Annotated in this window: 21 protein-coding genes; 10 read left to right on the top strand and 11 right to left on the bottom strand. The window is 72.7% G+C overall.

The genetic code is table 11. The features are described 5' to 3' along the window. The first annotated feature begins 11 nt into the window (after nucleotides 1-11). Nucleotides 12-2,867: a glycoside hydrolase family 2 TIM barrel-domain containing protein gene (locus AB0D85_RS13020; RefSeq protein ID WP_362318098.1), complete on the top strand. Its 2,856-nt coding sequence runs from the start codon at nucleotides 12-14 to the stop codon at nucleotides 2,865-2,867. Nucleotides 2,868-2,921: 54 nt separating this feature from the next. Here the strand turns inward: AB0D85_RS13020 and AB0D85_RS13015 are convergent, their stop codons facing one another. The 3 genes from AB0D85_RS13015 to AB0D85_RS13005 form a co-directional block, all read right to left on the bottom strand. Further along, on the bottom strand, nucleotides 2,922-4,808 hold the full coding sequence (locus AB0D85_RS13015; protein ID WP_362318096.1) for a glycosyltransferase family 39 protein: 1,887 nt from the start codon (nucleotides 4,806-4,808) through the stop codon (nucleotides 2,922-2,924). Between the two features lie 210 nt (nucleotides 4,809-5,018). Continuing rightward, nucleotides 5,019-6,809: a TIM barrel protein gene (locus tag AB0D85_RS13010; RefSeq protein WP_362318093.1), complete on the bottom strand. Its 1,791-nt coding sequence runs from the start codon at nucleotides 6,807-6,809 to the stop codon at nucleotides 5,019-5,021. Between the two features lie 107 nt (nucleotides 6,810-6,916). Next, entirely contained in the window at nucleotides 6,917-7,798 is an 882-nt protein-coding gene (locus AB0D85_RS13005; RefSeq protein WP_362318090.1) for a shikimate dehydrogenase, read from the bottom strand. 157 nt (nucleotides 7,799-7,955) lie between these two features. On the opposite strand from AB0D85_RS13005, the gene AB0D85_RS13000 reads away from it, so the two are divergent. Together AB0D85_RS13000 and AB0D85_RS12995 are read left to right on the top strand one after the other, a co-directional pair. Continuing rightward, a complete protein-coding gene (locus AB0D85_RS13000; protein ID WP_362318087.1) occupies nucleotides 7,956-8,621 on the top strand; it encodes a TetR/AcrR family transcriptional regulator in 666 nt (221 codons plus the stop codon). 218 nt (nucleotides 8,622-8,839) lie between these two features. Further along, nucleotides 8,840-10,201: an MFS transporter gene (locus tag AB0D85_RS12995; RefSeq protein WP_362318084.1), complete on the top strand. Its 1,362-nt coding sequence runs from the start codon at nucleotides 8,840-8,842 to the stop codon at nucleotides 10,199-10,201. Nucleotides 10,202-10,293: 92 nt separating this feature from the next. On the opposite strand, the gene AB0D85_RS12990 is transcribed toward AB0D85_RS12995, so the two are convergent. The 4 genes from AB0D85_RS12990 to wecB are packed head-to-tail and all read right to left on the bottom strand — an operon-like array spanning nucleotide 10,294 to nucleotide 16,013. Continuing rightward, a complete protein-coding gene (locus AB0D85_RS12990) occupies nucleotides 10,294-12,480 on the bottom strand; it encodes a glycosyltransferase (RefSeq protein WP_362318081.1) in 2,187 nt (728 codons plus the stop codon). Then, the gene (locus AB0D85_RS12985; protein WP_362318078.1) at nucleotides 12,477-14,285 is read right to left on the bottom strand and encodes a hypothetical protein; all 1,809 of its coding nucleotides are present in this window, start codon (nucleotides 14,283-14,285) and stop codon (nucleotides 12,477-12,479) included. The genes AB0D85_RS12990 and AB0D85_RS12985 overlap by 4 nt, the downstream gene beginning before the upstream one ends. Further along, on the bottom strand, nucleotides 14,285-14,932 hold the full coding sequence (locus AB0D85_RS12980) for a methyltransferase domain-containing protein (protein ID WP_362318075.1): 648 nt from the start codon (nucleotides 14,930-14,932) through the stop codon (nucleotides 14,285-14,287). The genes AB0D85_RS12985 and AB0D85_RS12980 overlap by 1 nt, the downstream gene beginning before the upstream one ends. After that, nucleotides 14,925-16,013: a UDP-N-acetylglucosamine 2-epimerase (non-hydrolyzing) gene (wecB, locus tag AB0D85_RS12975; RefSeq protein ID WP_362318073.1), complete on the bottom strand. Its 1,089-nt coding sequence runs from the start codon at nucleotides 16,011-16,013 to the stop codon at nucleotides 14,925-14,927. Before wecB ends, AB0D85_RS12980 begins: the two co-directional genes overlap by 8 nt. Before the next feature lie 101 nt (nucleotides 16,014-16,114). Between wecB and AB0D85_RS12970 the strand changes: the two genes are divergently transcribed. The 3 genes from AB0D85_RS12970 to AB0D85_RS12960 all read left to right on the top strand — a co-directional run bounded on the left by AB0D85_RS12970 (nucleotide 16,115) and on the right by AB0D85_RS12960 (nucleotide 20,229). Further along, the gene (locus AB0D85_RS12970) at nucleotides 16,115-17,536 is read left to right on the top strand and encodes a glycosyltransferase family 4 protein (protein ID WP_362318070.1); all 1,422 of its coding nucleotides are present in this window, start codon (nucleotides 16,115-16,117) and stop codon (nucleotides 17,534-17,536) included. 79 nt (nucleotides 17,537-17,615) lie between these two features. After that, entirely contained in the window at nucleotides 17,616-18,938 is a 1,323-nt protein-coding gene (locus AB0D85_RS12965) for a nucleotide sugar dehydrogenase (RefSeq protein WP_362318067.1), read from the top strand. 76 nt (nucleotides 18,939-19,014) lie between these two features. Next, nucleotides 19,015-20,229, top strand: a complete 1,215-nt coding sequence (locus tag AB0D85_RS12960) for a glycosyltransferase (RefSeq protein ID WP_362318065.1) — start codon at nucleotides 19,015-19,017, stop codon at nucleotides 20,227-20,229. Here the strand turns inward: AB0D85_RS12960 and AB0D85_RS12955 are convergent. Further along, on the bottom strand, nucleotides 20,126-20,467 hold the full coding sequence (locus AB0D85_RS12955; protein ID WP_362318062.1) for a VOC family protein: 342 nt from the start codon (nucleotides 20,465-20,467) through the stop codon (nucleotides 20,126-20,128). The two genes, AB0D85_RS12960 and AB0D85_RS12955, sit on opposite strands and share 104 nt — an antisense overlap. Nucleotides 20,468-20,513: 46 nt before the next feature. Next, nucleotides 20,514-20,939 carry a PPOX class F420-dependent oxidoreductase gene (locus AB0D85_RS12950; RefSeq protein ID WP_362318060.1) on the bottom strand — a complete coding sequence of 142 codons (426 nt, stop codon included), beginning with the start codon at nucleotides 20,937-20,939 and terminating at the stop codon, nucleotides 20,514-20,516. An 87-nt stretch (nucleotides 20,940-21,026) separates the two neighbouring features. Between AB0D85_RS12950 and AB0D85_RS12945 the strand changes: the two genes are divergently transcribed. Genes AB0D85_RS12945 through AB0D85_RS12935 form a run of 3 tightly spaced genes read left to right on the top strand, consistent with a single transcriptional unit; the run spans nucleotide 21,027 to nucleotide 24,216 of the window. Next, nucleotides 21,027-21,608: a TetR/AcrR family transcriptional regulator gene (locus AB0D85_RS12945; RefSeq protein WP_362318057.1), complete on the top strand. Its 582-nt coding sequence runs from the start codon at nucleotides 21,027-21,029 to the stop codon at nucleotides 21,606-21,608. Beyond that, a complete protein-coding gene (locus tag AB0D85_RS12940) occupies nucleotides 21,605-22,945 on the top strand; it encodes an MFS transporter (protein ID WP_362318054.1) in 1,341 nt (446 codons plus the stop codon). The genes AB0D85_RS12945 and AB0D85_RS12940 overlap by 4 nt, the downstream gene beginning before the upstream one ends. Before the next feature lie 47 nt (nucleotides 22,946-22,992). After that, entirely contained in the window at nucleotides 22,993-24,216 is a 1,224-nt protein-coding gene (locus tag AB0D85_RS12935; protein WP_362318051.1) for a serine hydrolase domain-containing protein, read from the top strand. Between the two features lie 10 nt (nucleotides 24,217-24,226). Here AB0D85_RS12935 and AB0D85_RS12930 read toward each other — a convergent pair whose 3' ends face one another. Both AB0D85_RS12930 and ribA read right to left on the bottom strand, forming a co-directional pair. Next, nucleotides 24,227-25,372 (bottom strand): FAD-binding oxidoreductase, encoded by a 1,146-nt coding sequence (locus AB0D85_RS12930; RefSeq protein ID WP_362318048.1) that lies wholly within the window; start codon nucleotides 25,370-25,372, stop codon nucleotides 24,227-24,229. 55 nt (nucleotides 25,373-25,427) lie between these two features. Continuing rightward, nucleotides 25,428-26,087 (bottom strand): GTP cyclohydrolase II, encoded by a 660-nt coding sequence (gene ribA / locus AB0D85_RS12925; protein ID WP_362318045.1) that lies wholly within the window; start codon nucleotides 26,085-26,087, stop codon nucleotides 25,428-25,430. Nucleotides 26,088-26,125: 38 nt separating this feature from the next. On the opposite strand from ribA, the gene AB0D85_RS12920 reads away from it, so the two are divergent. Beyond that, nucleotides 26,126-26,550: creatininase family protein (locus AB0D85_RS12920; protein ID WP_362318042.1), on the top strand; the 425-nt coding region annotated here is incomplete at its 3' end.

The raw sequence follows: 26,550 nt of genomic DNA, 5'->3' as shown, positions 1-26,550 counted from the left end.
CCTGGAGACCGATGACTTTCCGCACCTCCGCCACCGACTACGTCGAGGACGTCTCACCGGGCTCGGGCGCCCTGCCGCCGCGCGCCTGGTACCCGGCCTCGGACGCCGGGTCGCTCTCCCTGAACGGCAGTTGGCGCTTCCGGCTGTCGCCCACCGCGGACGCCGAGGACGACTCGTTCGCCGAGCCGGGGTTCGACGCCGGTGGCTGGGCGGAGGTGTCGGTCCCGGGGCACTGGGTGCTCCAGGGCCATGGCGCACCGATCTACACGAACCACCTGTACCCGTTCCCGGTCGACCCGCCGAGGGTCCCGACCGAGAACCCCACCGGTGACCACCTGCGGTCCTTCGACCTGCCCGAGGGCTGGGACGGCACGGACGGCGGGGCGGTCCTCCGCTTCGGCGGTGTCGAGTCCTGCGCCCGGGTCTGGCTGAACGGCACGGACATCGGCGAGTTCAAGGGCTCCCGGCTGCCGCACGAGTTCGCGGTCGGCCATCTGCTGAAGCCGGCCGGGAACGTCCTCGCCGTCCGGGTCCACCAGTGGTCGGCGGGCTCCTATCTGGAGGACCAGGACCAGTGGTGGCTGCCCGGCATCTTCCGTGACGTGACCCTGCTGCACCGCCCGCGGGGCAGCGCGCTCGACTTCTTCGTGCACGCCTCCTACGACCACACCACCGGCCTGGGCACCCTGCGCGTCGACTCCGACGTCGACGGGCGGGTGTCCGTGCCCGCCCTGGACATCGATGTCGCCACCGGCGAGCCGGTGACCGTCCCGGTCGAGGCGTGGACGGCCGAGACCCCGAAGCTGTACGACGGGGTCCTGGCCACCGAGGGCGAGCGGGTGCCCCTGCGGATCGGCTTCCGGACCGTGGAGTCGGCCGACGGCCTGATCAAGGTCAACGGGAAGGCGGTCCTCTTCAAGGGCGTCAACCGGCACGAGTGGCACCCGGAGCAGGGCCGCGCCCTCGACCTGGAGACCATGCGCGAGGACGTGCTGCTGATGAAGCGGCACAACATCAACGCCGTCCGCACCTCCCACTACCCGCCGCACCCGGCCTTCCTCGACCTGTGCGACGAGTACGGCCTGTGGGTGATCGACGAGTGCGACCTGGAGACCCACGGCTTCACCGAGCAGGCCTGGCGGGACAACCCGGTCGACGACGACCGCTGGACCCCGGCGCTGCTCGACCGGGCCGCCCGGATGGTCGAGCGCGACAAGAACCACCCGTCGGTGGTGATCTGGTCGCTGGGCAACGAGGCCGGCACCGGCCGGGGCCTGACCGCGATGGCCGAGTGGATCCACGGCCGGGACTCCTCCCGCCCGGTCCACTACGAGGGTGACATCGACTGCCGTGACACCGACGTGTACTCACGGATGTACGCCGACCACGCCGAGGTCGAGCGGATCGGCCGGGGCCTGGACGGCGGCACCCACAGACGCCGTCAACTCCCCTTCATCCTCTGCGAGTACGGCCACGCCATGGGCAACGGCCCCGGCGGCCTCGCCGACTACCAGCGGATCTTCGAGTCGTACGACCGGCTCCAGGGCGGCTTCATCTGGGAGTGGATCGACCACGGCATCAAGGACGACCGCTACGACTACGCGTACGGCGGCGACTTCGGCGAGGAACTGCACGACGGGAACTTCGTCTGCGACGGGCTGGTCTTCCCCGACCGGCGGCCCTCCCCCGGTCTCGTCGAGTACAAGAAGGTGATCGAGCCGGTCGCCGTCGACGGCGACGGCGCCACCGTCAGGGTCACCAACAAGCAGGACTTCGCCGACCTTTCCGCGCTGGCCTTCGAGTGGTCGTACCAGGTCGACGGCGAGGCGGTCGAGTCGGGCAGTCTGGCCGTCCCGGCGCTGGCGCCCGGCGAGTCGGCGGAGGTGAAGCTGCCGGAGCCGCCCGCGACCACGGGCGGCGGCGAGACGCGGTGGACGGTACGGGCGCTGCTGGCGGCCGACACCGCCTGGGGGCCGAAGGGTCATGTCGTGGCCTGGGGTCAGATCCCGGTCTCGGCACGGCAGGTGCCGGCGCTCGCCGCGACCGTCGGGCCGGTGTCCGGCGAGGGGCGGATCACCCTCGGCCCGGCCGCCTTCGACGCCCGCAGCGGCGCGCTGCGGACCATCGGCTCCGTGGATGTGACCGGACTGCGCCTGGACGTCTGGCGGGCGACGACCGACAACGACGACGGCGCCGCCTGGCAGAGCGACATCCGGTACGGCCAGTTGTGGCGCACGTTCGGTCTGCACCGGATGCGGCACCGCCTGGACGCGGTGGAGCCGGACGGGGACGCGCTGACCGTGCGCACCCGGGTGGCCCCTGCCGCCTGGGAGTTCGGGCTGGCGACCGTCTACCGCTGGACCTCCGACGGCGACCGGCTCAAGCTCACCGTCTCCGTCACCCCCGACGGCGACTGGACGGTGCCGCTGCCCCGGCTCGGCGTCCGTTTCGGCCTGCCGGCGGCCGACCGGGTGCGGTGGTTCGGCGGCGGGCCCGAGGAGGCCTACCCGGACACCAGGTCGGCGGCCCTGGTCGGCCGTTGGGAGTCGACGGTCGACGGCCTCCAGACGCCGTACGTCCGTCCGCAGGAGAACGGCGCCCGTGCGGACGTCCGTTGGGCGGAGATCGGCGGGCTGCGGATCGAGGGCGACCCGGAGTTCTGGTTCACGGCCCGCCGCTGGACCACCGAGCAGTTGGACGCGGCGAACCACCGGACAGACCTCACCCCGGGCGACACGGTCTGGGTCAACCTCGACCACGGCCAGCACGGCATCGGCTCCCAGTCCTGCGGTCCGGGCGTGCTCCCGCAGTACCAACTCCACGCCGAACCGGCCGAGTTCAGCTTCGTGTTCACGGACATCGGCTGAACCTGACGAGCACGAAGGCCCCGGACCAGGCGTGGTCCGGGGCCTTCGGTCCGCTCACCCGCCGTGCGCGGCGGTCCCGCAGCGGTACAGCGTGTAGCGCGCGACATGGAGCGGCGAGCAGTGGCCGATGGCCCAGCGGATCAGGGCCCTGCCCGGTGTCTTCGCGCCCCGGGCCCGGTGGGTGAGGTCGGCGGAGGTCAGCAGGACGTAGCGGAGCCGGCCGGTGTCGATCAGATGGTGGAACGTCGTGGCCGCGGGGTAGGGCACATGGGCGGTGAAGCCCCCCAGCGGCAGGATCGACGCGTTGTCCGCAAGGATGTACGGCGCCGCCATCTGCCAGCGGGGCACGGCGGCCAGATAGCGGGCGCCGTCGCGATGGGCGTCGAGGTAGGCGAGGACGCGCCGCTGGGCCGGGTCCAGGGCGGAGGCGGCGTTGCGGGTGGGGGTGCTGGTCGGCCCGATCTTGCCGAAGCCGCCGGGCTGGTTGTAGCGCAGGGACATCGCGGACGCGGACCAGACGGTGGGGACGACCAGGACGGCGGCGAGGGCGACGGCCAGGGCGGTCCTGCGCGGACGCGACCCGCCGACGGCGAACACGACCAGCGCGGGCAGGGCCAGGACCGCGGCGACGCCGACCGACCAGGTGAAGAAGCGCGGGTAGTGCAGGGTGAGGGCCGCGCACCAGCCGAGGTTGACGGCGAGCACCGCGCACAGCACACCGCGGCGGCGGATCCGGGTCACGGCCACCGCGGCCAGGGCCGACAGGGCGACCGCCACGACACCCATGTAGTAGGTGTGCCCGGTCACGCTGCCGAAGCTGAAGACCAGGAAGAACGTCACCAGCCAGACGCCCCACAGCAGGAACCCGGCCTGGACCGGATCGGTGCGCGGGACCCGGCGGCGCCACACCATCAGCACTCCCGCCGCCAGGCCCAGGGCCGCCAGCGGGTACAGCCAGCCCGTCTGGGTGGCGAGCCCGGGGCTGAACATCTTCCAGACGCTGTCCCCCATGCCCGGCGCCCTGACGTGCCCGTGCCCGTGCTTCACGGCCTGGTCGGTGACGATGCTCCCGGTGCCGGCCGCGTCGACGCCCAGCGAGTGGAAGCGGGTGAGGAAGTTGTAGCCGACGACCAGGGCGAACGGCGAGTTGTTCGTCGTACCGTCGAGGTAGGGGCGGGCCGAGGCCGGGGTGAGACCGGCGGCCAGCATCCAGGACAGGGACACCGTCAGCATGACCGCCCCGGACACGGCGAGGTCCCGGATCCTGCGGCGCAGGGTGGTGGGCGCGGCCACCAGATAGGTGACGGCCAGCGCGGGCAGCACCGCCCAGGCCTCCAGCATCTTGCACTGGAAGGCCAGCCCGATCCAGACTCCCGCCAGGACCAGGGTGCGCAACCTGGCCCGGGCGGTGGCCCGTTGGGTCGCCTCGGCGGCCAGCAGCAACAGCAGCACGAACGGCGCGTCCTCGGTGACCGAGCGGCCGAGGCCCACGGTCACCGGGGTGAGCGTGAGGAAGGCGGCGGCCAGCAGTCCGGCCGGGACGCCGGCCCAGCGCCGTACCACCACGTGCAGCAGGACCACCGAGGCCACGCCCTCCAGGGCCTGCGGGATCACCAGGGACCACGGGTGGAAGCCGAAGACCAGCGCCGACAGGGCCTGCGGCCACAGGAAGCCGGGCAGCTTGTCCAGGGTGATCGAGTTGCCCGGGTCGAAGGAGCCGTAGAGGAAGGCCACCGGGCTGTCGGTCATGCTGCGGACCGCGCTCGCGTAGAAGGCGTGGTACGCGCTGTGCCAGATGCCCCAGAAGAAGAGCAGCGCGGCGACGGCGGCGATACCGGCGAGGAGCGGGCGCTCGTAGCGCTCGGTGCGGGTCCGCGCCGGGGTCGGCGGCGGCGGGCCCTCGACACGGACGAGCGGCTCGGCGCTGACAGGGCTCGGCATCGCAGACGGCCTCCAGGACTCCCGGGTGCCCAGGACTTCCAGAACGCCCTGGACTTCTACGGCCTCTAGGACGGCGGGAACTCGACGAACGTCACATCCGGAATGACAAGGAACATTCAGGATTTTCGTGAGTGCCAGTCATGGAAGCTGTAAGGATCCTGAACCTGGGCTGTGCCTCACCGGCCTCTCACCGCATACTCACCCGGCGGCTCAGCGGGCCGGCCGCCCGGCGTGCTGGGCGGCGAGGCGCACCGGCGCGTTCTGGGCGCCGTATCCGCGATAGCCGGGATCACGCTCGACCAGCTCGAAGAACACCCGGCCGACCGTCCGGGTGTAGCAGTGCCGGAAGACCCCGCCCGCGTCGCGGTCGTAGAGGATGCCGAGGTCGCGGTACGTCTCCAGCTCGCCGTCGGCGAACTCGTACCGGGCGGCGAGGTCGTCGTGGTAGTTGGCGGGGATGGGCAGCAGGCTGCCGCCGGCCGCGCGGAAGGCACGGGCCGCGGCGATCACGTCGTCGGTGGCGAGGGCGATGTGCTGGGCGTGCAGGGTGTCGTCGGTCGGGGCGGCGCCGACGCCGAGGGCGATCCGGACGCTGCCGTCGGCGTTGGTGACGGCACGGGAGCGCAGCAGCCCGTAGGGGTCGGCGACGTCGACGCTCTCCTGGGCGTGCAGGCCGAGGACGCTGCGGTGGAAGAGGGTCGCCTCGTCGTACTGGTGCCAGGGCTGGACGAGGGCGAGGTGGTCGATACGGGCCGGGACCGGTGCGGGGTCGTGCGGCACGTCGGTGAAGTCGGCCCGCCAGTCGGGGAGTTCGGGTCCTCGGCCGGTGGCGCAGAAGAAGAGTTCGGTGCCGTCGGGGGCGGCGACCGCGTCGAGCGGGGCGTCGTCCGGGGTACGGCGCCGGGGCAGCACGGGGGCGAGCAGGGCCTCGGCGCGCCGGGCGGCGGCCGCCGGGTCCGGTGACTCCAGGCCGATCGCCGCGATCTGGGTGCCGTCGCGGCGGGCGGCGGGACCGGTGTTGACCAGGATCCGGGCCGCGCCCCGCTCCCACAGGTCGACGGGCTTGCTCCGGTGCCGTGCGGTCCGGGCGAAGCCGAGGGCGCCGAGCAGTGCCGAGACGGGTTCCGCGTCCGGGGTGACGAGCTCGGCGAACGCGACTCCCGTCGGCACAGCCGGGGCGGGCAACTCCCCCACGCCGACGGCCTCTTGCAGCACGAGCAGCGAGCGGTGCGCGTCGACGGCGGTCGGCCCGGCCTCGGCCTGCCGGAAGACGTCGTTGAAGACTTCGAGGGAGAGCGGCCCGTCGTACCCCGTACGCAGCACATGCCGCACCAGCCCGGCGACATCGAACCCGCCCTGCCCCGGGAAGCACCGGTAGTGACGGCTCCACTGGAGCACGTCCATGGCGAGCAGCGGGGCGTCGGCCAGCTGGAGGAAGAAGATCTTCTCGCCGGGTATGTCCTCGATGCCCTTGGGGTCGGACCCCCGGGAGAGGATGTGAAAGCTGTCCAGACAGGTCCCGAGCGCGGGATGCCCGGCCGCCTCGACGATCCGCCAGGCGTGGTCGTACGTACTGACGTGCCGCCCCCAGGCGAGCGCCTCGTAGGCGACACGAACACCGAACTCCGCTGCCAGGTCGGCCAGTTGAGCCAGCTGCCCGGCGGCGAGATCGTCGTCGTCGAGGGCGAGCGGAGAGACGGAGGAGCACACGAGGACGGTGTCGGCACCGAGTTCACTCATCAGCTGGAACTTGTGCCGGGCACGGCGAAGGTTGCGGCCGAACTCGTCGACGGGAACGGCTTCGATGTCCCGCATGGGCTGATAGAGATCGACGCTGAGCCCGAGATCGGCACAGCGGGCCCGTATCTCGCGGGGCGAGAGCGGGCTGGCGAGCAGATCGTTCTCGAAGATCTCGACGCCATCGAACCCGGCACGAGAGGCAGCGGTGAGCTTCTCGGTGAGCGACCCACTGAGCGAAACGGTGGCAATGGAAGTACGCATGACCTCTTTCCTGACGTCCACTACAGCGCCCCTTCAGGGGCGCGGGGCTGTATCGATTTGCGGCTACCGCCGCGTGGGCGCGACCAGCCACAACCGGCCCGCACCCGTCACACAACCTGACCCGCCGAGCTCTCGGCCAACTCCCCGATGTCGGCCAGCATCCGCGCAGCGTCCGGCTCTCGCCCCGTGAACAACCGAAACGCATCCGCAGCCTGGAACACGGCCATCCCGCCCCCGTCCAGCACGGCGCAGCCGACCGCCCGAGCGGTACGCAGCAACTCCGTCTCCAGCGGCCGGTACACCACCTCGGCCACCCACAACCCGCCATGCAGCAGCTCCGCGGGCAACGGCAGCCCCGGATGCGCGGCCATCCCGGTCGGCGTCGCGTGCACCAGCCCATCGGCGCCGGCCAGCAACTCCGCCAACCGGTCCGGCGTCCCGGCCTCCGCGCGCCCCGCGCCGAAGTGCCGGTTCAGCGAGCCCGCGAGATCCGCGGCCCGGTCGGCGAGCGCGTCCACGACGGTGACCTTCTCGGCGCCCAGCGTCAGCGTCGCGTGCGCCACCGCGGCCCCCGCGCCCCCGGCGCCCAGCTGCACCACCCTCTCCAGCGAGGCCTCCGGCAGTCCGCGTGCGAACGACGCCGCGAACCCGGTGACGTCCGTGTTGTGGCCGACCGCCCTCCCGTCGGCCCCGAAGACCACCGTGTTGACCGCGCCGAGCGCCTCGGCCCCCGGGTCGAGCGCGTCCAGGTGCTCGATGACCAGCTGCTTGCACGGATGCGTGATGTTCAGCCCGTCGAAGCCGAGGTCGCGCGCCGACCGCACCAGATCGCCCACGGCCTCCGGCGCCACGCCGAGCACGTCGATGTCGATCAGCCGGTACAGGTACCGCAGCCCCTGCCGGCGGGCCTCGCGCTCGTGCAGGGCAGGGCTGAGCGACGGACCGATTCCGGAACCGATCAGTCCGACGAGATACGAGTCCTTGGCCACGTGGCCCTCCTGAGCGGCAGCGCTAATGTACGAACTAGTACGTTAGCTATAACACCGGAGGCCAGGGCAAGGGAAGACCTCTCCGGGAACGCCTGCGGCCCGGGCTTCTACAATCACCGCACCGGCCACCCCCGCCCAGGCACCCGTGAGGAACCCGATGACCAGCGTCGACGAACCGGCACAGACCAACGGGCGGATCCGTGACGCCGCCCGCACCCGGGCCGAGATCCTCGACGTGGCCACACAGGAATTCGCGCGGGCCGGCTACGACGGCGCGCGCGTGGACGAGATCGCGGCCCGCACCCGCACCACGAAGCGGATGATCTACTACTACTTCGGCGGCAAGGAGCAGCTGTTCACGGCGGTCCTGGAGCGCGCGTACGGCGTGATCCGCGAGGCCGAGCAGCAGCTGGACGTCGAGCATCTGGACCCGGTCGCGGCGATCCGCCGGCTCGCGGAACTGACCTTCGACCACCACGAGCAGCACCCGGACTTCATCCGGCTGGTCAGCATCGAGAACATCCACGGCGCCGAGCACATCGCGGCCTCCGAGAAGCTCGGCAGGATCGGCTCCCCGGCCCTCGAGGTGATCCGCCGGATCCTGACCCAGGGGCAGGAGTCCGGCCTGTTCACGGCCGATGTCGACGCTGTCGACCTGCACGCGATGATCAGCAGTTTCTGCTTCTTCCGGGTGGCGAACCGGGCCACCTTCGGCGCCCTCTTCGGCCGCGACCTGGTGGCCCCGGCACAGCGCGAGCACTACCGGACCATGCTCGGCGACATGGTGATCGCCTACCTCACCGCGGAGCGCGCGGCGGACTGACCGCCACCGGGGAAAGCACCCACCGCCACCGGACGGGACCGGCACGACCTCTTGACACCGGGGAAACGCGAGCGCAACATCCGTACCCATCGCGACTAACTACCCAGTGGGTTAATTAGCACCCGCCCACTGGCCCGCCGACCCGTCATCCCTGGGCTCCGGCCTTCTCCCCCGCCGCTCACTCCGCTTACGTTGGAGTCCCCCGAAGGAGCACCGCCGTGTCCGTCCCCGCCCAGTCCGCCGCCACCGAGGTACCACCCGGCGGCCAGCCGAAGAAGGCCGCCCTGGCCGCCTGGATCGGCAGCGCCCTGGAGTACTACGACTTCTTCATCTACGGCAGCGCGGCCGCGCTGATCTTCCCGAAGGTCTTCTTCGACGATTCGGACCCGGCCACCGCGACCCTGCTGTCCCTGGCCACGTTCGGTGTCGCCTACGCGGCCCGGCCGGTCGGCGCGCTGTTCCTCGGGCACTTCGGCGACCGGGTCGGCCGTAAGAAGATCATGGTCTTCACGCTGCTGCTGATGGGCCTGTCGACGTTCCTGATCGGCTGTCTGCCGACCCGTGCCCAGGTGGGCGGGCTCGCCCCGGTGCTGCTGGTGCTGTGCCGGGTACTGCAGGGCATCTCGGCGGCCGGTGAGCAGGCCAGCGCCAGTTCGATGAGTCTGGAGCACGCGCCGCCGGACCGGCGCGGTTTCTTCACCAGCTTCACGCTCGGCGGCACCCAGGGCGGTCAGCTGATCGCGACCCTCGTCTTCCTCGCGGTCGCCCAGCTGCCCGAGGACCAGCTGCTGTCCTGGGGCTGGCGGGTGCCGTTCTGGCTGAGTGTCGTGGTCGCGGTGGTCGGCTGGGTGATCCGGCGCAAACTCCAGGAGACCCCGGCCTTCGCCCGGCAGGCGGCGGGCGAGGGTGTCGAACGGCTGCCGCTGGTGACGCTGGTGCGGCACCACTGGGCGGATGTGCTGCGGGTGATCGGCGGTGCGCTGATCGCCTCGGTGAGCACGATCTTCACGGTGTGGGCGCTGGCGTACGCGACGAGCGACGCGGTCGGCATGTCCAAGACGTCGATGCTGTGGGTGGGCGCGCTGGCGAACCTGGTGGCGCTGGGTACGATCCCCGCGTGGGCGACGCTGTCGGACCGGATCGGCCGGCGCCCGGTGTACCTGATCGGCGCGGTGGGCAGCGCGGTGGCGATGTTCGGCTACCTGTGGGCGATCTCCACCGGCTCCTACCCGCTGATCATGATCCTCGGCGTCGTCGCGTTCGGTGTCGTCTACAGCGCGGCGAACGGGGTGTGGCCGTCCTTCTACGGCGAGATGTTCTCGACCCGGGTCCGGCTGTCCGGCATGGCGATCGGCACCCAGATCGGCTTCGCGGTGGCCGGGTTCGCGGTGACCTTCGCGGCGCAGATCGCGGGTCCGGGCGGCGACGACTGGTCGGCGGTGGCCCTGTTCACGGCGGCGCTGTGCGTGCCGCCGGTGATCGCCGCGCTGTCGGCCCGCGAGACCCACGCCGTACCGACCGAGCTGCTCGGCGAGCGGGCGGGGTCGGAGGCGACGCGGCCGGAGACGGTGACGGCCTGAGCCCTGCACGCAGATCCCCCGGAGCCGTCCGTTGGCTCCGGGGGCTCCGTGCGTCCGCCGGGCACATCGCCCGGACACCTCACCCGGTCACGTCAGCCGGACACCAGCAGCTCCGTCCAGTCCCGCGCGACCCGCTCCAGTGAGAATCCCGCCCGCACCTGGTCGCGGGCGGCTTCGCCGGCGGCCTGCCAGTCCTCCTGGTCGGCGAGCCCGGCGATCGCCTCGGCCATCGCCTGCGGGGTGTCGTGGATCCACCGCCGGTCGTAGATCTCGTCCGCGCCCGGCCACGGCAGCAGCGCGGGTACGGCGCCGGAGGCCATGCCCTCGGCCGGGGCGAGGTGGAAGCTCTCGTCGTCGCTGGTGGACAGGACATGGCCGATGCGGCGCAGCCAGTTGGGCACGTCGGGTCCGAACCGGTCGAAGACGACGGCCCCTTCGAGCAGCGGTGAGGTCTGCATCCGGCGCAGGATCTCCTCGTAGTGCGCGCGCTCCTCGGGCTTGTCCCAGATCCACCAGTACTCCCACGGCGGCTTGGACTTGACCGAGAGGTGCCAGCGCCGGTCGTGGGCGCGCAGCGCTTCCAGGACGTCGAGGCCGAGGTCGAGGCGCTTGCGGCTGGGCGCGATGCCGATCATGCCCAGGCGGTGCCGGGCGCCGGGCGCCTTGGGGCGGTCGAGCTGGTCGACGTCGACCCAGTTCCCGATCGTGGTGATCTTCGAGGCGGGCCAGCCGGTGCGCTCGTGGGTGCTGCGGGCGTAGTAGGGGCTGACGCACACCACCCGGTCGACGGCGTCGATGTCGACCTGCCGGGGATAGCCGGCGTCGAGTTCGAAGCGGTGCAGGCGCACGACGAGCCTGCTGCCGCGCCGTTTGTGGCGGCTGTACCAGACGGCCGCCGGGCCGCACCACTCGACGACCACCACATCGGCCCAGCCGGCGAGTTCCCGGCCGACGGCCGGGTCGTGCCGGGCGAGTGCGGGCCAGGCGTCGACCCGGACCTCCAGGCCGGGCAGCGCGCGGAGGTGGTCGAGCAGCCGGGTGAGGAACTTCAGGTCGTGGCCCGCGACCCCGATCCGCAGGGGACGGGCGCGGCCGGTGACGGCGGCGGGTGCGGAGGGGAAGGCGCGGTCGAGGTGGGCGCGCCAGCGGGTCGCCGCGGCCTCCATGGTGTACTGCCGGGCTGCCGCCGCGCACCGGTCGGCGGCGAGCTGCCTGGCCCCGGGGTCGTGTACGGCCACGGAGACGGCGTCCGCCGCGTCGGAGAGGGTCGCGGCGCCCGGCACGAACAGCGGGTAGTCGCTGCCGAGCAGCGCCTCGTGCGCCGGGGTGCGGTTGAGTACGACGGGCAGGCCGAGGGAGCCGAACTCCAGGACCTTGGTGGAGAGTTCGAGACTGGCGTCGAGGGAGGCGGCGCGCCAGCCGAGGCCGAGGTCGCAGTCGGCGGCGATGCGCATGGCCTCCTCGCGCGGCACACCGCCGTGGTGGACGACCTCGGGGGTGGTGCGCAGCGCCTCGGCCATGGCGGTCTCGAAGCCGGGGTGGGCGGCATCCTTGTGGATCTTGTCGCCGACGGCGTGGAGTTCGGTCCGGACCCCGCGTTCGGCGAGCAGCGCGGGCAGCCGGGTCATGGGCAGGGTGTTCCAGCGGGGCGCGAACTTGCCGGTGTAGACGAGGCGCAGGGGATCGTGCGGGCCGTTCCGTTCGGGGACCGGGAAGCCGGGTTCGGGCACCGCGGGCGGGCTGAGCACGGACCGGCCGCAGGCCTCCGGCACCCAGGCCTCCAGGAAGCAGCGCAACTCCTCGGTCTGGCAGAGGAGTTGCCGTGACGCGGTGGCGATGCGGGCGAGGTCGGTGCGGGCCTCCTCGGTCATCTCGGCCGGGGACTGCGGGATGTCGGTGAGGTAGGCCCAGATCCGGCCCTCGAAGGCGCCGTCGGCGACGACCTGCCGGACCAGCCGGAGGCCGCGCAGCACCAGCAGGTCGCAGGGCTCCTCCTCGTCGAGGCGGGTGAGCAGCTGCGAGGCCTGGAAGGGCGAGAGCGGGTGCGCGCCCTGGCCGGGGACGAGGTGCTCCTCGTACGGGCGCACCACCGTGACCCCGGGCAGCCCGGCCAGCGGGTCGGTCAGCCGGCCCGTCGCCACGGGGGCCTTGAGGACGAGGCGGGTCCGGCAGCCCGCGCGGGACAGGGCCTGCACCGTCGACTGGGCCCAGACGGCGGAGCCGTCGATGAGGTTGAGGTCGACGTCGCCGTAGACGAGCGCCCGGAGGGTGCGGGTCATGACGGCTCCTTTCCACGCACGGCGAACAGGCGGTGCCCGGCACGCGACCAGGTCTCCGGCGGGGTCCCGGAGCCGACGAGGGACCGTCGGACGAGCAGCGGTGTCAGGGCCGGTACGAAGGCGTAGTCGTCGGCGGCGGGGGTGTGGCCCACCGCGTCGGCGCCGGAGAACTCCTGGGCGCAGAGCAGGTCGAGCAGCAGGGTGTCCGGGCGGTCCTCGGTGAGGTCGGTCCAGTCGGCGACCCAGGGTGCGGTGGGCGGTCCGGAGTGGACGGTGACCGAGGCGGCGGTGAGTTCGTCGAGGGCGAGCCCGGCGGGGTCGGCGACGACCACCTCGGCCGGCCGGTGCAGCTGGCCGAGCGCCTGGGCGACGAGCCGGGCCACGTCGGTCGCGTCCCGGGGCGCGGCGAGCACGGCGATCCGGCGGGCGTCCAACGGGTCGGGGGCGGCGGCCAGTTCGGCGAGGCGGGCCAGCCGTACCCGGGTGCTGTCCTGCTGGAAGGCGTCCCGGATCCGGTCCCGGCCGTCGGTGACGGGGTCGAGGCGGGCGAGCCGTACGCCGGTGTCGCCGTCGAGGACGGCGTCCCACGGGAGTGCGGACAGCCCGGGGGCGGCCGACGCCGGGCCGTCCCGCCACAGCACGGCCTTGCGGCCCGACGCCCTTGCCTGGCCGATCAGTTCGGCGAGTCCGCGGTCCAGGTCGGGGGCGAGTGCGGTGCCCGTGAGCGACCAGGGGCCGTACTCGTCCGTGCACGCGGTGAGCTGGACGAGGAAGACGTCCGGGTCGGTGCGCTCGACCAGCAGCCGTCCGTCGTGCGGCAGGACCCGGCTGACCACGGCGTCCGCGGCGAAGTCCGCGGCGGTGCGGTCGGTCAGCACGCCGGTGATCACCAGCCGGTCCCGGGGTGCCACGGACAGGGCGCGGTGGGAGAGATGGAAGCGGTCGTCGGCCCGTGCCTCCGCTGCCGGGACGGGGCCCGGGGAGCCGGCCGCCCGGCCCTTGTCCTTCCGCTGCCGCCACAGCCCGTACAGCTCCCCGGGCAGTCGCGCCGCGCGGCGCTTGGGCGACCGGGCCGCCGACACCAGGGCCTTGCCCACCCGCAGCGAGGTGGAGCCCTCCAGCATGGCCACCCGGGATTCGAGGACGCCGACCCGGTCGCGGGCCCCGCGCAGGGCGGCCGCCAGCTGGTCCTTGTCGCGTACGGCGGCGGCCAGGCGCTCGGCGAGACCGTCCTCGCGGGCGTTCTCCAGGGCGCGGGCACTCTCCTCGGCGGCGCGCTCCAGGTCGATCAGGCGGGCGCGCTGGGAGCGGGAGACGAAGTCCGCGAGGACGTACTCGTCGGCGATCCTGAGGGCGGTGGCGAAGCCGTCGGCGGGCAGCGGGCGGCCGAACCAGTCGTGGGGCGGCAGGAGTTCCTCGGTGCACGCGAACACCGCGCCGGCGTGCAGATGCGTGTAGCCGAGCGCGGCGGCGTGCAGCACCTGGCAGCGGTGGGCCACCAGGGCGTCGAGGAGGCGGTGGTAGGGCAGGTCGGTCCCGGGGTGGCCGAAGACGATCAGTCCCCGGCCGCCGGGCCGCATGCGTTCCAGTGCGCCGAGACAGTCCGCCTCGTCGCCGTGCAGGGCGGGGTCGGGACCGTAGCAGAGGAGTATCAACTCCCCTTCGCCGACCGGCTGTTCGTGGCGGGTGGGGGCGACGCCCGGCGGGAGGTGCAGATACGGGTCCAGACGGAGGCTGCCGCTCGTCGCGTCCACGACGGAGGTGACCTCGTCCAGGTGCGGGTGGAGCAGATCGGTCAGACGCATCAGCGGGTCCTCGTAAAGACATGGAAGCCGACCCGGTTCTCGCGGAAGCCGTAGGGCCGGAAGAGGGTGTGGCTCAGGCCCAGGGGCTCGAGTTCCTCGCGGTAGGCGGCGGTGGGGCGGTGCAGGATGTAGTCGCCGCGCGGGACGGGTTCCCGCGCGTTCTCGTCGGTGACGATCAGCCGGCCGGTGATCCGGACTAGGGAGGCGAGGTTGCGCAGGCCCGCCGCCCACTCCGCGTCGTCCAGGACGTGGAAGAGGACGTCCACGCAGAGCACGACGTCGTAGAGCCAGGGGCTGCGCCACTCGTCGAGGGCGGAGAGGGAGTAGCGGGGGCCGCCGCCCTCGGCGCGGGCGTGCGTGACGGCCGCCTCGCTGGCGTCGAAGGCGTCGACATGGTGGCCGCAGCGGGCGAGGGAGCGGGCGAAGTGCCCTTTGCCGCAGCCCGCGTCGAGCACGAACAGCGGGGACGCCGGGCTGGACAGGTCGCCGATCAGGGTGAGGAGCTGGCCGAGCCGGACGGCGTAGAAGATCTCGTTGCCGGGCCGGTCCAGGCCGATGTGGCCGCCGGAGGCGAGGTCGTCGCGTTCGCGGTGCCGGGTGTCCCAGTAGGTGCGGGGGGCGTCGTAGGTGCGGGTGGCCTCAGTCATGGCGCTCCAGCCACTCGGTGAGTACACGGGCGATCCGGGGGCCCGCCTTGCCGTCCCACAGCGGCGGCCCTTCCGGGTGGGCGGGTGCCTGGCCGTCCAGGATCTTGCGCAGGGCGGGCACGAGTTCGCCGTGCCGGACCAGACGGTTGGTGCCGTGGGTGACGGTGACGGGGCGTTCGGTCGTGGTGCGCAGGGTCAGGCAGGGGACGCCGAGCACGGTGGTCTCCTCCTGGACCCCGCCCGAGTCGGTGATCACGGCGGCGGCCCCGCGGACCAGGCCCATGAACTCGACGTAGCCGAGCGGTTCGAGGAGGTGGATGCCGGGTGCGTCGGCGAGGCCCGCCCTGCGCAGCGCGTCCCGGCCGCGCGGGTGCAGGGGGACGGCGAGGTCGAGGTGGGTCGCGGCCTCGGTGAGGGCGTGGGCGGCGGCCGCGGCCGCCTCGGGGTCGTCGACGTTGGCCGGGCGGTGCAGGGTGACCACGCCGTACCGCTCGGGCAGTCCGCGGGCGGTGCGGGCGGCGTCCGGGTCGAAATACTCCAGATGGGTGAGCAGGGTGTCGATCATGGGGTTGCCGACAAAATGCACCCGGGCCGGGTCGGCGCCCTCGCGGGCGAGGTGGCCGACGGCTTCCGGGCTGGTGACGAAGAGCAGCTCGGCCAGCTGGTCGACCAGCCGCCGGTTGACCTCCTCCGGCATCGCCATGTCGAAGCTGCGCAGCCCGGCCTCGACATGGGCCACCGGGATACCGAGCTTGGCGGCGACCAGGGCCGCGGCCAGGGTGGAGTTCACGTCGCCGTACACGACGACCAGGGCCGGAGCCCGGGCGAGCAGTTCGCCCTCCAGGGCCACCAGCAGGTCGGCGGTCTGCCTGGCGTGGCTGCCGGAGCCGACGCCGAGGTCGGTGTCGGGGGCGGGCAGGCCCAGCTCCCGGAAGAAGACGTGCGACATCCGTTCGTCGTAGTGCTGACCCGTGTGCACCAGGACCTGGTCGTGCCCGGTCGCGCGCAGGGCGTCGACGACGGGCGCGGCCTTCACGAAGTTCGGCCTGGTGCCTACGACATGGAGTACGCGGCCGTTCATGTCGTACGTTCTCCGCTCTGTCGGCCTACGGTGGCGACATGGCCCGACGTCCGTTCCGGCATCTGCCGGGTCGCGTTTTCCGTCTTCCCCTTGCCATCAGCTTGGCCGCATCCGTCGCATGGGGCGAGTTGCGGCACGATCCCGCCCGGGCCGCGCTGCTCGGTGCACGGCTGCTGCCGGGGCGGGTGCGGCGCGGGCTGAAGCCCGTCGAGAAGCGGCTCGCCGCACGGGCCCGCGCGGCCGGACCGGCCGCCACGCCGTCCGCCGCCCCGGTCCCGGCACCCGCCGGGCGGGCGGTGCGGCCCGAACCCGGCCGGGTGCTCCACCTGGTCACCAACTCGCTGCCGTTCAAACACGCCGGCTACACCGTGCGCACCCAGGCCCTCGCCGAGGCCCAGCGCGCGGCCGGGCTCGATCCGCACGTGGTGACCCGGATCGGGTTCCCGGTGGCGCAGGGCGTGCTCGACGCCCGCCCGGTGCAGATCGTGAACGGGGTGCCGCAGCACCGGCTGCTGCCGGCCGTGCTGCCGTACGGGCAGGGTGCGGTGCTCGCCCGCAACGCCGAGCTGGCCGGGCGGCTGGTGGAGCGGCTGCGGCCGGCGGTGCTGCACGCGGCCACCGACCACGGCAACGGGCGGGTGGCGCTGGCGCTGCGCGAGACCTACGGGCTGCCCGTGGTCTACGAGGTGCGGGGCTTCCTGGAGGAGACCTGGCTGACCCAGGCGGCGGGCCGCAGCCCGGACGACGGGACGTATCGGGCCCGGCGCGCCCTGGAGACGTACTGCATGCGCCGGGCCGATCTGGTGCTGACGCTGGGTTCGGCGATGAAGGCCGAGATCGTGGGCCGCGGGGTGCCCGAGGAGCGGGTGCTGATCGTGCCCAACGCGGTGGACGACGCCTTCCTCGCCCCGCCGCCGGACGGGGCGCAGCTGCGCGCCCGGCTCGGCATCGCGGCGGACGACTATGTGGTGGGCACCGTGAGCAGCCTTACTCCACACGAGGGAATCGGCACATTGCTCCATGCGGGTGCCGAGCTGCGCCGCCGAGGGGTTCCGCTGCGGCTGCTGATCGTGGGCGAGGGACCCGAGCGCGCGGCGCTCGAGGCGCTGGCCGAACGGCTCGGGCTCGGCAACGGCGTCGCGCTCTTCACGGGGCGGGTACCGCACCACCAAGTGCGCTCCTACCACGCTGTTCTGGACGTCTTCGCGGTGCCGCGCACCGACGAACGGGTCTGCCATCTGGTCACCCCACTCAAGCCGGTCGAAGCGATGGCGAGCGGTCTTCCCGTGGCGGCCAGTGATCTCACAGCCCTACGAGAACTGGTGGAACCCGAGGTTAACGGCCGGCTAATCCCTCCTGAATCCCCGCAGGCTTGGGCAGAAGCTCTCGAAGTATTGCTCTACAGTCGAAAACGGCGGCATGAATGGGGAGCATCCGCCCGCGCGCTGGTAGCGCGTGAACGCACCTGGAAAAGGGCCGCTGCCACGACCCGAGAGGCGTATCGCGCTCTTGGATGTGTCTGAGGCCCCTTGCCCGGAGCCGGCACCGTCCGGGCCCTTCGGATCCATACGGCAGCTGCCGTTGAGGGCGGAGTGAATCCCTATGCAGGTCGAAAAGGCCGTACCGCTCGGGGAATCGAGCGAATCGCTCGGGGATGAGGAACAGCTCGACGGCTTCGAACTGGCCGTCATCGGGCTCGGTTACGTCGGGCTCCCGCTCGCGCGGGAGGCGTCGGCGGTCGGTCTGCGAGTGGCGGGGCTCGACCTCGACCCACGGGTCGTCGAGGGCCTCAACGCCGGGCACTCCCATGTCGACGACGTGTCCGACGAGGACGTCGCGCGGATGCGGGCGGCCGGGTTCACCGCGTACACGGACGACGCCTGTCTCGCCCGTGCCCAGACCATCGTGATCTGTGTGCCGACCCCGCTCAGCGAGGACGGCGGCCCCGACCTGCGCGCGGTGACCTCCGCCGCGACGGCGGTGGCGGGCAGGCTGCGCCGCGGACGGCTCGTCGTCCTGGAGTCGACGACCTACCCGGGCACCACCGAGGAAATCGTCAAGCCGCTCCTGGAGCAGTCGGGGCTGCGGGCCGGCGAGGACTTCGCGCTGGCCTTCTCACCCGAGCGCATCGACCCGGGCAACACCACCCACGGGCTGCGCGAGACACCGAAGGTGGTCGGCGGCTGCACCCCGGCGTGCGCGGCACGCGCGGCGGCCTTCTACGGCAAGCTCGTCGACACCGTCGTCCAGGCCAAGGGCACCCGGGAAGCCGAGATGGCCAAGCTCCTGGAGAACACCTACCGGCACGTCAACATCGCCCTGGTCAACGAACTGGCGATCCTGTGCCGGGAGTTGCGGGTCGACGTGTGGGACGCGATCCGCTGCGCCGGGACGAAACCCTTCGGCTTCCAGGCCTTCAGGCCGAGCGCCGGGGTGGGCGGGCACTGCATCCCGATCGACCCCAACTACCTTTCCTACAAGGTGCGTTCGATCGGCTACGAGTTCCGGTTCGTGGAACTCGCCCGGGAGATCAACGCGCACATGCCGGAGTACGTCGTCCGGCGCGTCCAGGACCTGCTCAACCACGAGGGCCGCGCCCTGCACGGCTCCCGGGTGCTGCTGCTCGGCGTCACCTACAAGCCGGACGTCGCCGACCAGCGGGAGGCGCCGGCGGTGCCGGTGGCCCGGCTGCTGCGGGAGCGGGAGGCCGAGCTCGTCTTCCACGACCCGTTCGTGCCCGCCTGGTTCGTGGACGGCCAGGCCGTGCCGCGGGTCACCGACGTCATGGCCGCGGTGCGCTCGCACGACCTCACGATCCTGCTCCAGGACCACTCCGCCTACGACCTCCCGGCCCTCGGCGACGAGGCCCGCCTGCTCTTCGACACCCGGGGGCGGATCTTCCGGCCCGGTGTCGAGGTGCTCTAGGCAACCTCTGCGGCAACTCCCCTTCCGCGGACCGGAGTCGAAGGGCTTCCGGGCCGCGGAGTCGAAAGGCGCTCAGATGCGGATACTCGTCGTCACCGTCGTCCACCACCCCGAGGACGCGCGCATCCTGCACCGGCAGATCGGTGCGCTCCGGGACCGCGGGCACCGGGTCGTGTACGCGGCGCCGTTCTCGGCCCGCGAGGTACGCCCCCGCCCGGACCTCGAAGGCATCGACCTGCCCCGGGCGGCCGGCCGCAGCCGCCGCGGCGCGGTGGGCGCGGCCCGCGCCCTGCTGGCCCGGCGCGGCCACGAGGCGGACGTGATCCTCCTGCACGACCCGGAACTGCTCCTGGCCCTGCCCGGCACCCTGCGCCGCTGGCGGCGGTCCGGAACGGCACCGGTGGTGGTGTGGGACGTCCACGAGGACACCGCGGCGGCCCTCGCCATGAAACGCTGGGTGCCGAGGGCACTGCGGCCGCCGCTCAGGCTGGGCGTACGGGCGGCCGAGCGGCTGGCGGAACGCCATCTGCGGCTGCTGCTCGCCGAGGACGCCTACCAGGAGCGGTTCCGCCGCACCCACCCGGTGGTCCCGAACTACACGACGGCACCCGCCCTGGCACCCGAACCGCCGGGCACCGAACACGTCGTCTACGTCGGCCACCTGTCGCGGGCCCGCGGCGCCCTCGACCTCATCGAGACGGCCCGGCACCTGGGGCCCGGCGTGCGCGTCGACGTGGCCGGCGCGGCCGACCCCGACGTCCGGGAGGCCCTCGCGGCGGCCGACCGGGACGGCGTCCTGCGCTGGCACGGCTTCCTGCCCAACGACCGCGCCCTCGCCCTGCTCCCCGGCGCCCTGGCCGGGCTCTCCCTCCTCCACGACCAGCCCAACTACCGCCATTCGCGGCCCACCAAGGTCGTCGAGTACATGGCCCACGGCGTCCCCGTCATCACCACGCCCACTCCGCTGGCGGCGGCCATGGTCGAGCAGCACGGCTGCGGTCTCGTCGTCCCGTACGAGGATCCGCGCGCGGCGGCGGAGGCCGTACGGCGGCTGGGCAACGACGCGATCCTGCGCCACACCGCCGCCCAGCGCGGCCGCGAAGCCGCCCTCGCCCACTTCAACTGGCCCGACAAGGCGGCCGAGTTCACGCACTGCCTGGAGGCCTGGGTGCAGGAGGAGAGCGGGGCTAGGCGCGCTCGTGACGCGGCTCGTACAAGGCGACCTCGCCTCCGCCCGGCAACCGGAAGCCCGTCACCCGGCCCCAGGCCGCGACCTGGACGGGTCGGCTGAACTGCACTCCCTTGTCGGTGAGTTCGGCGACCGTTGCGTCCAGGTCGTCGCACATCAGCATCAGTTCGTGCGACGGTTCGCCGTCGGCCGGGTGGCAGGCCACCTCGGCCTGCGGCAGCCGGAAGATGAGCCAGCCGTGTCCGACGTCGACGTGCGGCCAGCCCAGCACGTCCCGGAGGAAGGCGCGGTCCGCCTCGGCGTCGCGCGTGTAGATCACCACATGTGCCCCATTGATCACGCGCGGAGGCTAGCCCCGTGAGGGTCCGGCGGCAAGCACCCTCGCCTCAGGCGCGCGGAATGCCGTACGCCCGCTCCACGCGCAGCCGCAGCACCAGGCGGCGGTCGCGGACCATCGCGGCGCGGTAGTCGTCCCAGTCGGGGTGCTCGCCCTGAACGTCGCGGTAGAGGCGGACCAGTTCCTCGACGGTCTCGTCGTACGGGTCCCGGGCGACCGGCGACAGGTCGGCGGTGCCCTCGGCGACCGTGTAGGCCCAGCGGTCGGCGCTGGTGACGTGGTAGGAGGCGCGGGGGTCGCGGCGCAGGTTGCGGGTCTTCGCGCGGTCGTCCGTGACCGAGACGCGCACGGTCCGTTCGTCCGGGTAGTACGCGTGGGTGACATTGGACAGCTGGGGGCGGCCGTCGCTCTTGAGGGTGACCAGCACCCCGGCGTGGCCTTCGGCGAGCAGCTTCAGAAGAGCGTCCTGGGTCATGCCTGGTGCAACCCCGCCGCGCCCGTCGGGCATTCCCGGCGACCAAGCGAGTAGACACTGTCTACCCACCCCTGGTAGACAGTGTCTATGACAGAGTCCGACACGAGTCTGCGGAACCGGCTGGTCGACGTCGGCGTGGAGCTGGTGGCCGCCGAGGGTGCCCAGGCGCTGACCCTGCGGGAGATCGCCCGCCGCGCGGGGGTCTCGCACGGGGCACCGCGCCGCTACTTCCCCACGCATCTCGAACTGCTCTCGGCCATCGCACGCCGGGGCTTCACCGAACTGGCCGCGCGCTCGCGGGAGGCGCTGGGCGACGGTACGGCGGCACCGGGCGCACAAGTCGCCGCACTGGCCCGGGTGTACCTGGAGTTCGCCCGGGACAACACGGGCATGTACGAGCTGATGTTCCGTCACGACCTGCTGGAGAGCGGCCGCTTGCGGCTGCGGGAGACCAGCCTGCCGCTGTTCGGGCTGCTCGCCGACCTGGTCGGCCGGGCCCGGCCCGGCGCGGACGCGCGGCTCGTCGCGGGCGCCCTGTGGGCGAACCTGCACGGCATCGCCCAGCTGTGGACCTGGGGCAGCCTCCGGCTCGCCACCGGCGCCGACGACCTCGGACCGCTGCTGCGCTCCGCGCTGGACGCGCACCTCGGGCCGGAGGCCGGCCGGTGAACCGTCGGCTGACACTGGCGAGCAGTGTCGCGGGCGCCGTGGTCGTCGCACTGGACGGCACCGTCCTCACCGTCGCGCAGCCCACCCTGCAAAGGGAGTTGGGCGCCTCCTTCGCCGAGGTGCAGTGGACCAGTACCGCCTATCTCATCGCGGTGGCGAGCCTGCTGGTGTTCGCCGGGCGGCTCGGCGACCGGTACGGGCAGCGGCGGATGTTCGGGCTCGGGATGCTCGGCTTCGGCGCCGCCGCCGCGGGCATCGGGCTCGCGCCCGGGATCGGCTGGGTGATCGGACTGCGGGTGGTGCAGGGGGTGTTCGGGGCGCTGCTGCAACCGGCCACGCTCGGCATGCTGCGGACCGCGTACCCGCCGGACCGGCTGGCGGGGCCCCTCGCCGCACGGACCGCGGCCATCGGGCTGGCGGCCGCCGCGGGACCGTTGACCGGCGGGGCGCTGGTGACCGGACTGGGCTGGCGGGCGGTGTTCTTCCTGCACGTCCTGCCGACGGCGGTCTTCGGGGTGCTCGCGCTGACCGGGCGGGAGCGGACACCGGCGGTCCGGACGCCCCTGGACGTGCCGGGTGCCGTGCTGCTCGCGGTGACCCTGGCCGGACTGGTGCACGGACTGGTCACGGGTACTCCGGTGACCCTGGCAGCGGCCGTGGTCGCCGGGGCCGCGTTCGTCCGGCACGAGCGGCGGACGGCGAGCCCGTTGCTGCCGCCCGGGGTGATCGGAGCCCCCGCGGTCCGGGCGGCCCTGGGCATCCTGGTCGCCGCGTCGGCGGCCCTGTTCGGCACCTTGTTCGTCGGCGTGTACGTCCTCCAGCGCACCCTCGGCCTCGACCCGTTCGCCAGTGCCCTGCGCAGCCTGCCGCTGGCGGTACTGATGGTGGCGTCCGCCGCCGGATGCCCCGTACTCCTGCGCCGCCTGGGCCCGCGCCGCACCACCGCGGCGGCCATGACGCTCCTCGCACTCGGCGTCCTGCTGCTGACCCGGCCCTCGGCCGCGCCCGCGCTGTACGGCGGATTCGCGCTGCTGGGCGCCGGATTCGGGACGGTGATGGTGGCGGCGACCCAGGTCGTCGTACGGCAGGCGGACCCCGGATCGGCCGGGGTGGCGGGCGGGCTGCAGCAGACCGCGCTCAACGTCGGGCCGACGCTCGGGGTGGCCGTGGCGGGCGCGCTGCTGGGCTCGGGAACCGTGCAACCGCTGCTCGTCCTGGCGTTCTCGGCCGCGTTCGGCGTGGCGCTCGTACGTCCGCTCCCGGGCACATCTTCTATAGCGTCCGTCACACCGGACGCGGTTGAGCGGGACCGTTCCCCTCTTCCTGCGCGACGATGAGGTCCGAGGTCGGACCGCACCGCGGACGACACGACCGGAGGAGAGCGATGGCACAGCTGCGACAGGAAGTCGACCCCAGTGAGGTCGGGCTGGACGTGAAGGCGCTGGACCGCCTCGACCAGCACTTCGCCCACTACGTCGACGAAGGGCGCCTGCCCGGCTACCTGGTGGCCGTGGCGCGCGGCGGCCGGGTCGCCCACCTCACCACGCAGGGCCACCGCGACCGCGCGGCGGGACTGCCGGTCGAACCGGACACCATCTGGCGGGTCTACTCCATGACCAAGCCGGTCACGGCGGTCGCGATACTGCTGCTGGTGGAGGAGGGCCTGCTGTCGCTGGACGATCCGGTCGACCGCTTCCTGCCCGAGTTCGCCGAACCCCGGGTGTACGTGTCGGGTTCGGGCGCCGACACGGTGACCCGGCCGGCCGACGGACCGATCCTGATCCGCCATCTCCTCACCCACACCGCCGGGTTGACCTTCGCCTTCTACCACACGCACCCCGTGGACGCCCTCTACCGCGAGGCGGGCCTGGAGTTCTCGGTACCGGCGGGCGCGAACCTCGCGGAGACGATGGCGGTGTACGCCCGGATGCCGCTCCAGTTCGAGCCGGGCACCCGGTGGAACTACTCGGTGGGCTTCAACGTGCTCAGCCGGGTCATCGAGGTGGTCTCCGGAAAGGGCCTCGACGAGTTCTTCGCGGACCGGATCTTCCGCCCGCTCGGCATGCCGGACGCGGGCCTGCACATCGTGCCCGAACAGGCCGACCGGCTCTCGGAGCTGTACGGCGAGACGGAGGGCGGCGCCATCGAGCCGGTCCCCGGGCTGCCGTTGCGCGGCCGTCCGCGCTTCCTGTCGGGCAGCGGCGGCCTCGCGGCGACGGCGTACGACTACCACCGGTTCACGGAGATGCTGCGGCGGGGCGGCGAGCTGGACGGCGTCCGGCTCCTCTCCCCCGCCTCGGTCGGCCTGCTCTCCAGCAACAACCTGCCCGGCGGCACCGACCTGCGTGCCTTCGGCGCCCCCGTCCACCAGGAGCCCGGCAACGACGGCCTCGGCTTCGGCCTGGGCGTCTCCGTGGTGATCGACCCCGCCCGCACCCTCTCCCCGAGCAGCCCCGGGGTCTACGGCTGGACCGGAGCGGCCACCACCGCGTTCTGGGTCGACCCCACCCACGACCTGACCGTGCAGTTCCACACCCAGGTCCGCCCGAAGACCCTGAAGGTCTTCCCGGAGCTGCGCCGGCTGGTCCACGAGTCGATCCAGGACTGAGCGCCCGGGCTCAGACCAGGTTGGACTCCGGGCGTGGGGCGTCGGCCGCGAACCGGTCGGCGCTCAACGGGCGGACGTCGAGGAAGGGGGCGCGGCCCAGGTACAGGTCGCGGATCACCTCGCCGACGGCCGGGCCCTGTAAGAAGCCGTGGCCGGAGAACCCGGTGGCGTACAGGAACCGGGAGACCGAGGTCGCCTCGCCGATCAGCGCGTTGTGGTCCGGGGTGTTCTCGTACAGGCCGGCCCAGCCGCCGGTGCGGCGCAGGTCGAGCAGGGCCGGGGCGCGCCGCTCCATCGCCGCGTACAGCCGTGGGATCCAGCGGTCGTGGCTGTCGGTGGCGAACCCGGGCCGCTCGTCGGGGTCGGACATGCCGAGCAGCAGACCGGGGCCCTCGGCGTGGAAGTACAGGCTGGTGGTGAAGTCGATCGTCATCGGGAGCGTCGGCGGCAGTCCCGGCACCGGCTCCGTCACCGCGATCTGGCGGCGCAGCGGCTGCACCGGCAGGTCGACGCCGGCCATCGCGCCGACCGCCCGGGACCAGGGACCGGCCGCGCAGATCACCGTGTCGGTCGCGATCCGGCCGAGGGTGGTGTGGACGGCGGTGACATGGGCGCCGTCCCGCTCGATGCCGGTGACCTCGGTGCGGCGCAGCACCCGGGCGCCGTGGGCGCGCGCGACGGCCGCGTAGCCGTGCACGACGGACTCGGGGGTGCAGTGGCCGTCGTCCGGGGAGTACGCGGCGGCCAGCAGTCCGTCGGTGGCGATCAGCGGGGAGAGCCGGGCCGCCTCTTTCGGGGTGAGCATCCGGCTGGGCACGCCGAGGTGGTTCTGGAGCCGGACGCCCGCCTCGAAGGAGGCGACCTCCTCGGGGGTGGAGAGGAGGAAGAGGTAGCCGACGCGGCGCAGCCCGATGTCGTACCCGATCTCCTGCCCGAAGCGGGCGAAGGCCTCTAAGCTGCGCGCGCCCAGCTGGATGTTGAGCTCGTCGGAGAACTGGGCGCGCACCCCGCCCGCGGCCTTCGAAGTGGATCCGGCGGCCAGCTCGTCGCGTTCGACGAGGACGATGTCGCGGACGCCCGCGCTCGCGAGATGGTAGGCGATGCTGGTGCCCATCACCCCGCCGCCGATGATCACGGCACTGGCTCGGAGATTCACCTGTGTGCCTCCTGTCGGTCGATACCTGATCCTTTCCGGGAGGCCGCCCGGTGAATCAGGACCAGTGCGCCACCGCGTCCAGGTGCGGCAGGATGTGGTCCAGCCGCTCGCGCTTGGTGCGCAGGTAGGTGATGTTGTTCTCGCACGGCTCGATCAGCAGCGGGACCGTTTCGGCAACCTCTATGCCGTGCCGTACCAGGGACTCTCGCTTGCGCGGGTTGTTGGACATCAGGCGTACCGAACTCACCCCGAGGTCGCGCAGGATGCCCGCGGCGACGCCGTAGTCGCGGGCGTCGACGGGCAGTCCGAGCGCGAGGTTCGCCTCGACGGTGTCCAGGCCCTCCGCCTGCAGGGCCATCGCGCGCAGCTTGGCGAGCAGTCCGATGCCGCGGCCCTCGTGCCCGCGCAGGTAGACGACGATGCCGCTGCCTTCGGCAACGACCGCGCGCAGGGCCGCGGCCAGTTGGTCGCCGCACTCGCAGTGCTGGGAGCCGAAGGCGTCCCCGGTCAGGCACTCCGAGTGCAGCCGGGTCAGCACCCGGTCGCTGTCGATGTCCCCGTAGACGAGGGCCACTTGCTCGTCACCGCGGTCGTGGTCCAGGTAGCCGACCGCCTGGAATTTCCCGTACACGGTGGGCAGCGGTGCATTGACGACGCGTTCCACGCCCGAACGCCGTGGGGACTTCGTGCCGAGTACGCCGATGTTTTCTGTCATGATCTGATTCCTAAGCAGAGACGAAAGGCCGTGAAAAGATGAGTGGTTCGGGCGCGCATACGGCGGCATACGGTCTGTTGCCGGCGGACACTACGGAAGAGGTACGGACCAGGGGGGCGGGCGTTTCAACACAGGTCGCCGTCCTTCCCGTCGGGAGCTTCGAACAGCACGGCCCCTACCTTCCGCTCGCGACGGACACCCTGGTCGCCTGTGCCGTCGCCCGGGAGATCGCCGCCGCGTTCCCGGTGCACCTCCTTCCGCCGGTGACGGTCGCCTGCTCGCACGAGCACGCTGCCTGGCCGGGGACCGTCAGCATCTCCTCGGTGACCCTGCACGCGGTGGTGCGGGACATCGCCGACTCGCTGCGCCGCTCGGGCGTCGAGGCGCTGGTCGTGGTCAACGGCCACGGCGGCAACTACGTGCTGGGCAACGTCGTCCAGGAGGCGTCCGCGCGGGGCGAGCG

This window comes from Streptomyces sp. NPDC048277 (assembly GCF_040652235.1).
Lineage (GTDB): Bacteria > Actinomycetota > Actinomycetes > Streptomycetales > Streptomycetaceae > Streptomyces.
This window is presented reverse-complemented; position numbering and strand designations above follow the sequence as displayed.

Excerpts from the sequence above, each read along its gene's own strand:
- AB0D85_RS13020 (WP_362318098.1), top strand. The coding sequence starts at position 12 with ATGACTTTCCGCACCTCCGCCACCGACTACGTCGAGGACGTCTCACCG.
- AB0D85_RS13015 (WP_362318096.1), bottom strand. The coding sequence starts at position 4,808 with ATGCCGAGCCCTGTCAGCGCCGAGCCGCTCGTCCGTGTCGAGGGCCCG.
- AB0D85_RS13010 (WP_362318093.1), bottom strand. The coding sequence starts at position 6,809 with ATGCGTACTTCCATTGCCACCGTTTCGCTCAGTGGGTCGCTCACCGAG.
- AB0D85_RS13000 (WP_362318087.1), top strand. The coding sequence starts at position 7,956 with ATGACCAGCGTCGACGAACCGGCACAGACCAACGGGCGGATCCGTGAC.
- AB0D85_RS12990 (WP_362318081.1), bottom strand. The coding sequence starts at position 12,480 with ATGACCCGCACCCTCCGGGCGCTCGTCTACGGCGACGTCGACCTCAAC.
- AB0D85_RS12985 (WP_362318078.1), bottom strand. The coding sequence starts at position 14,285 with ATGCGTCTGACCGATCTGCTCCACCCGCACCTGGACGAGGTCACCTCC.
- AB0D85_RS12980 (WP_362318075.1), bottom strand. The coding sequence starts at position 14,932 with ATGACTGAGGCCACCCGCACCTACGACGCCCCCCGCACCTACTGGGAC.
- wecB (WP_362318073.1), bottom strand. The coding sequence starts at position 16,013 with ATGAACGGCCGCGTACTCCATGTCGTAGGCACCAGGCCGAACTTCGTG.
- AB0D85_RS12965 (WP_362318067.1), top strand. The coding sequence starts at position 17,616 with ATGCAGGTCGAAAAGGCCGTACCGCTCGGGGAATCGAGCGAATCGCTC.
- AB0D85_RS12960 (WP_362318065.1), top strand. The coding sequence starts at position 19,015 with ATGCGGATACTCGTCGTCACCGTCGTCCACCACCCCGAGGACGCGCGC.
- AB0D85_RS12950 (WP_362318060.1), bottom strand. The coding sequence starts at position 20,939 with ATGACCCAGGACGCTCTTCTGAAGCTGCTCGCCGAAGGCCACGCCGGG.
- AB0D85_RS12945 (WP_362318057.1), top strand. The coding sequence starts at position 21,027 with ATGACAGAGTCCGACACGAGTCTGCGGAACCGGCTGGTCGACGTCGGC.
- AB0D85_RS12935 (WP_362318051.1), top strand. The coding sequence starts at position 22,993 with ATGGCACAGCTGCGACAGGAAGTCGACCCCAGTGAGGTCGGGCTGGAC.
- ribA (WP_362318045.1), bottom strand. The coding sequence starts at position 26,087 with ATGACAGAAAACATCGGCGTACTCGGCACGAAGTCCCCACGGCGTTCG.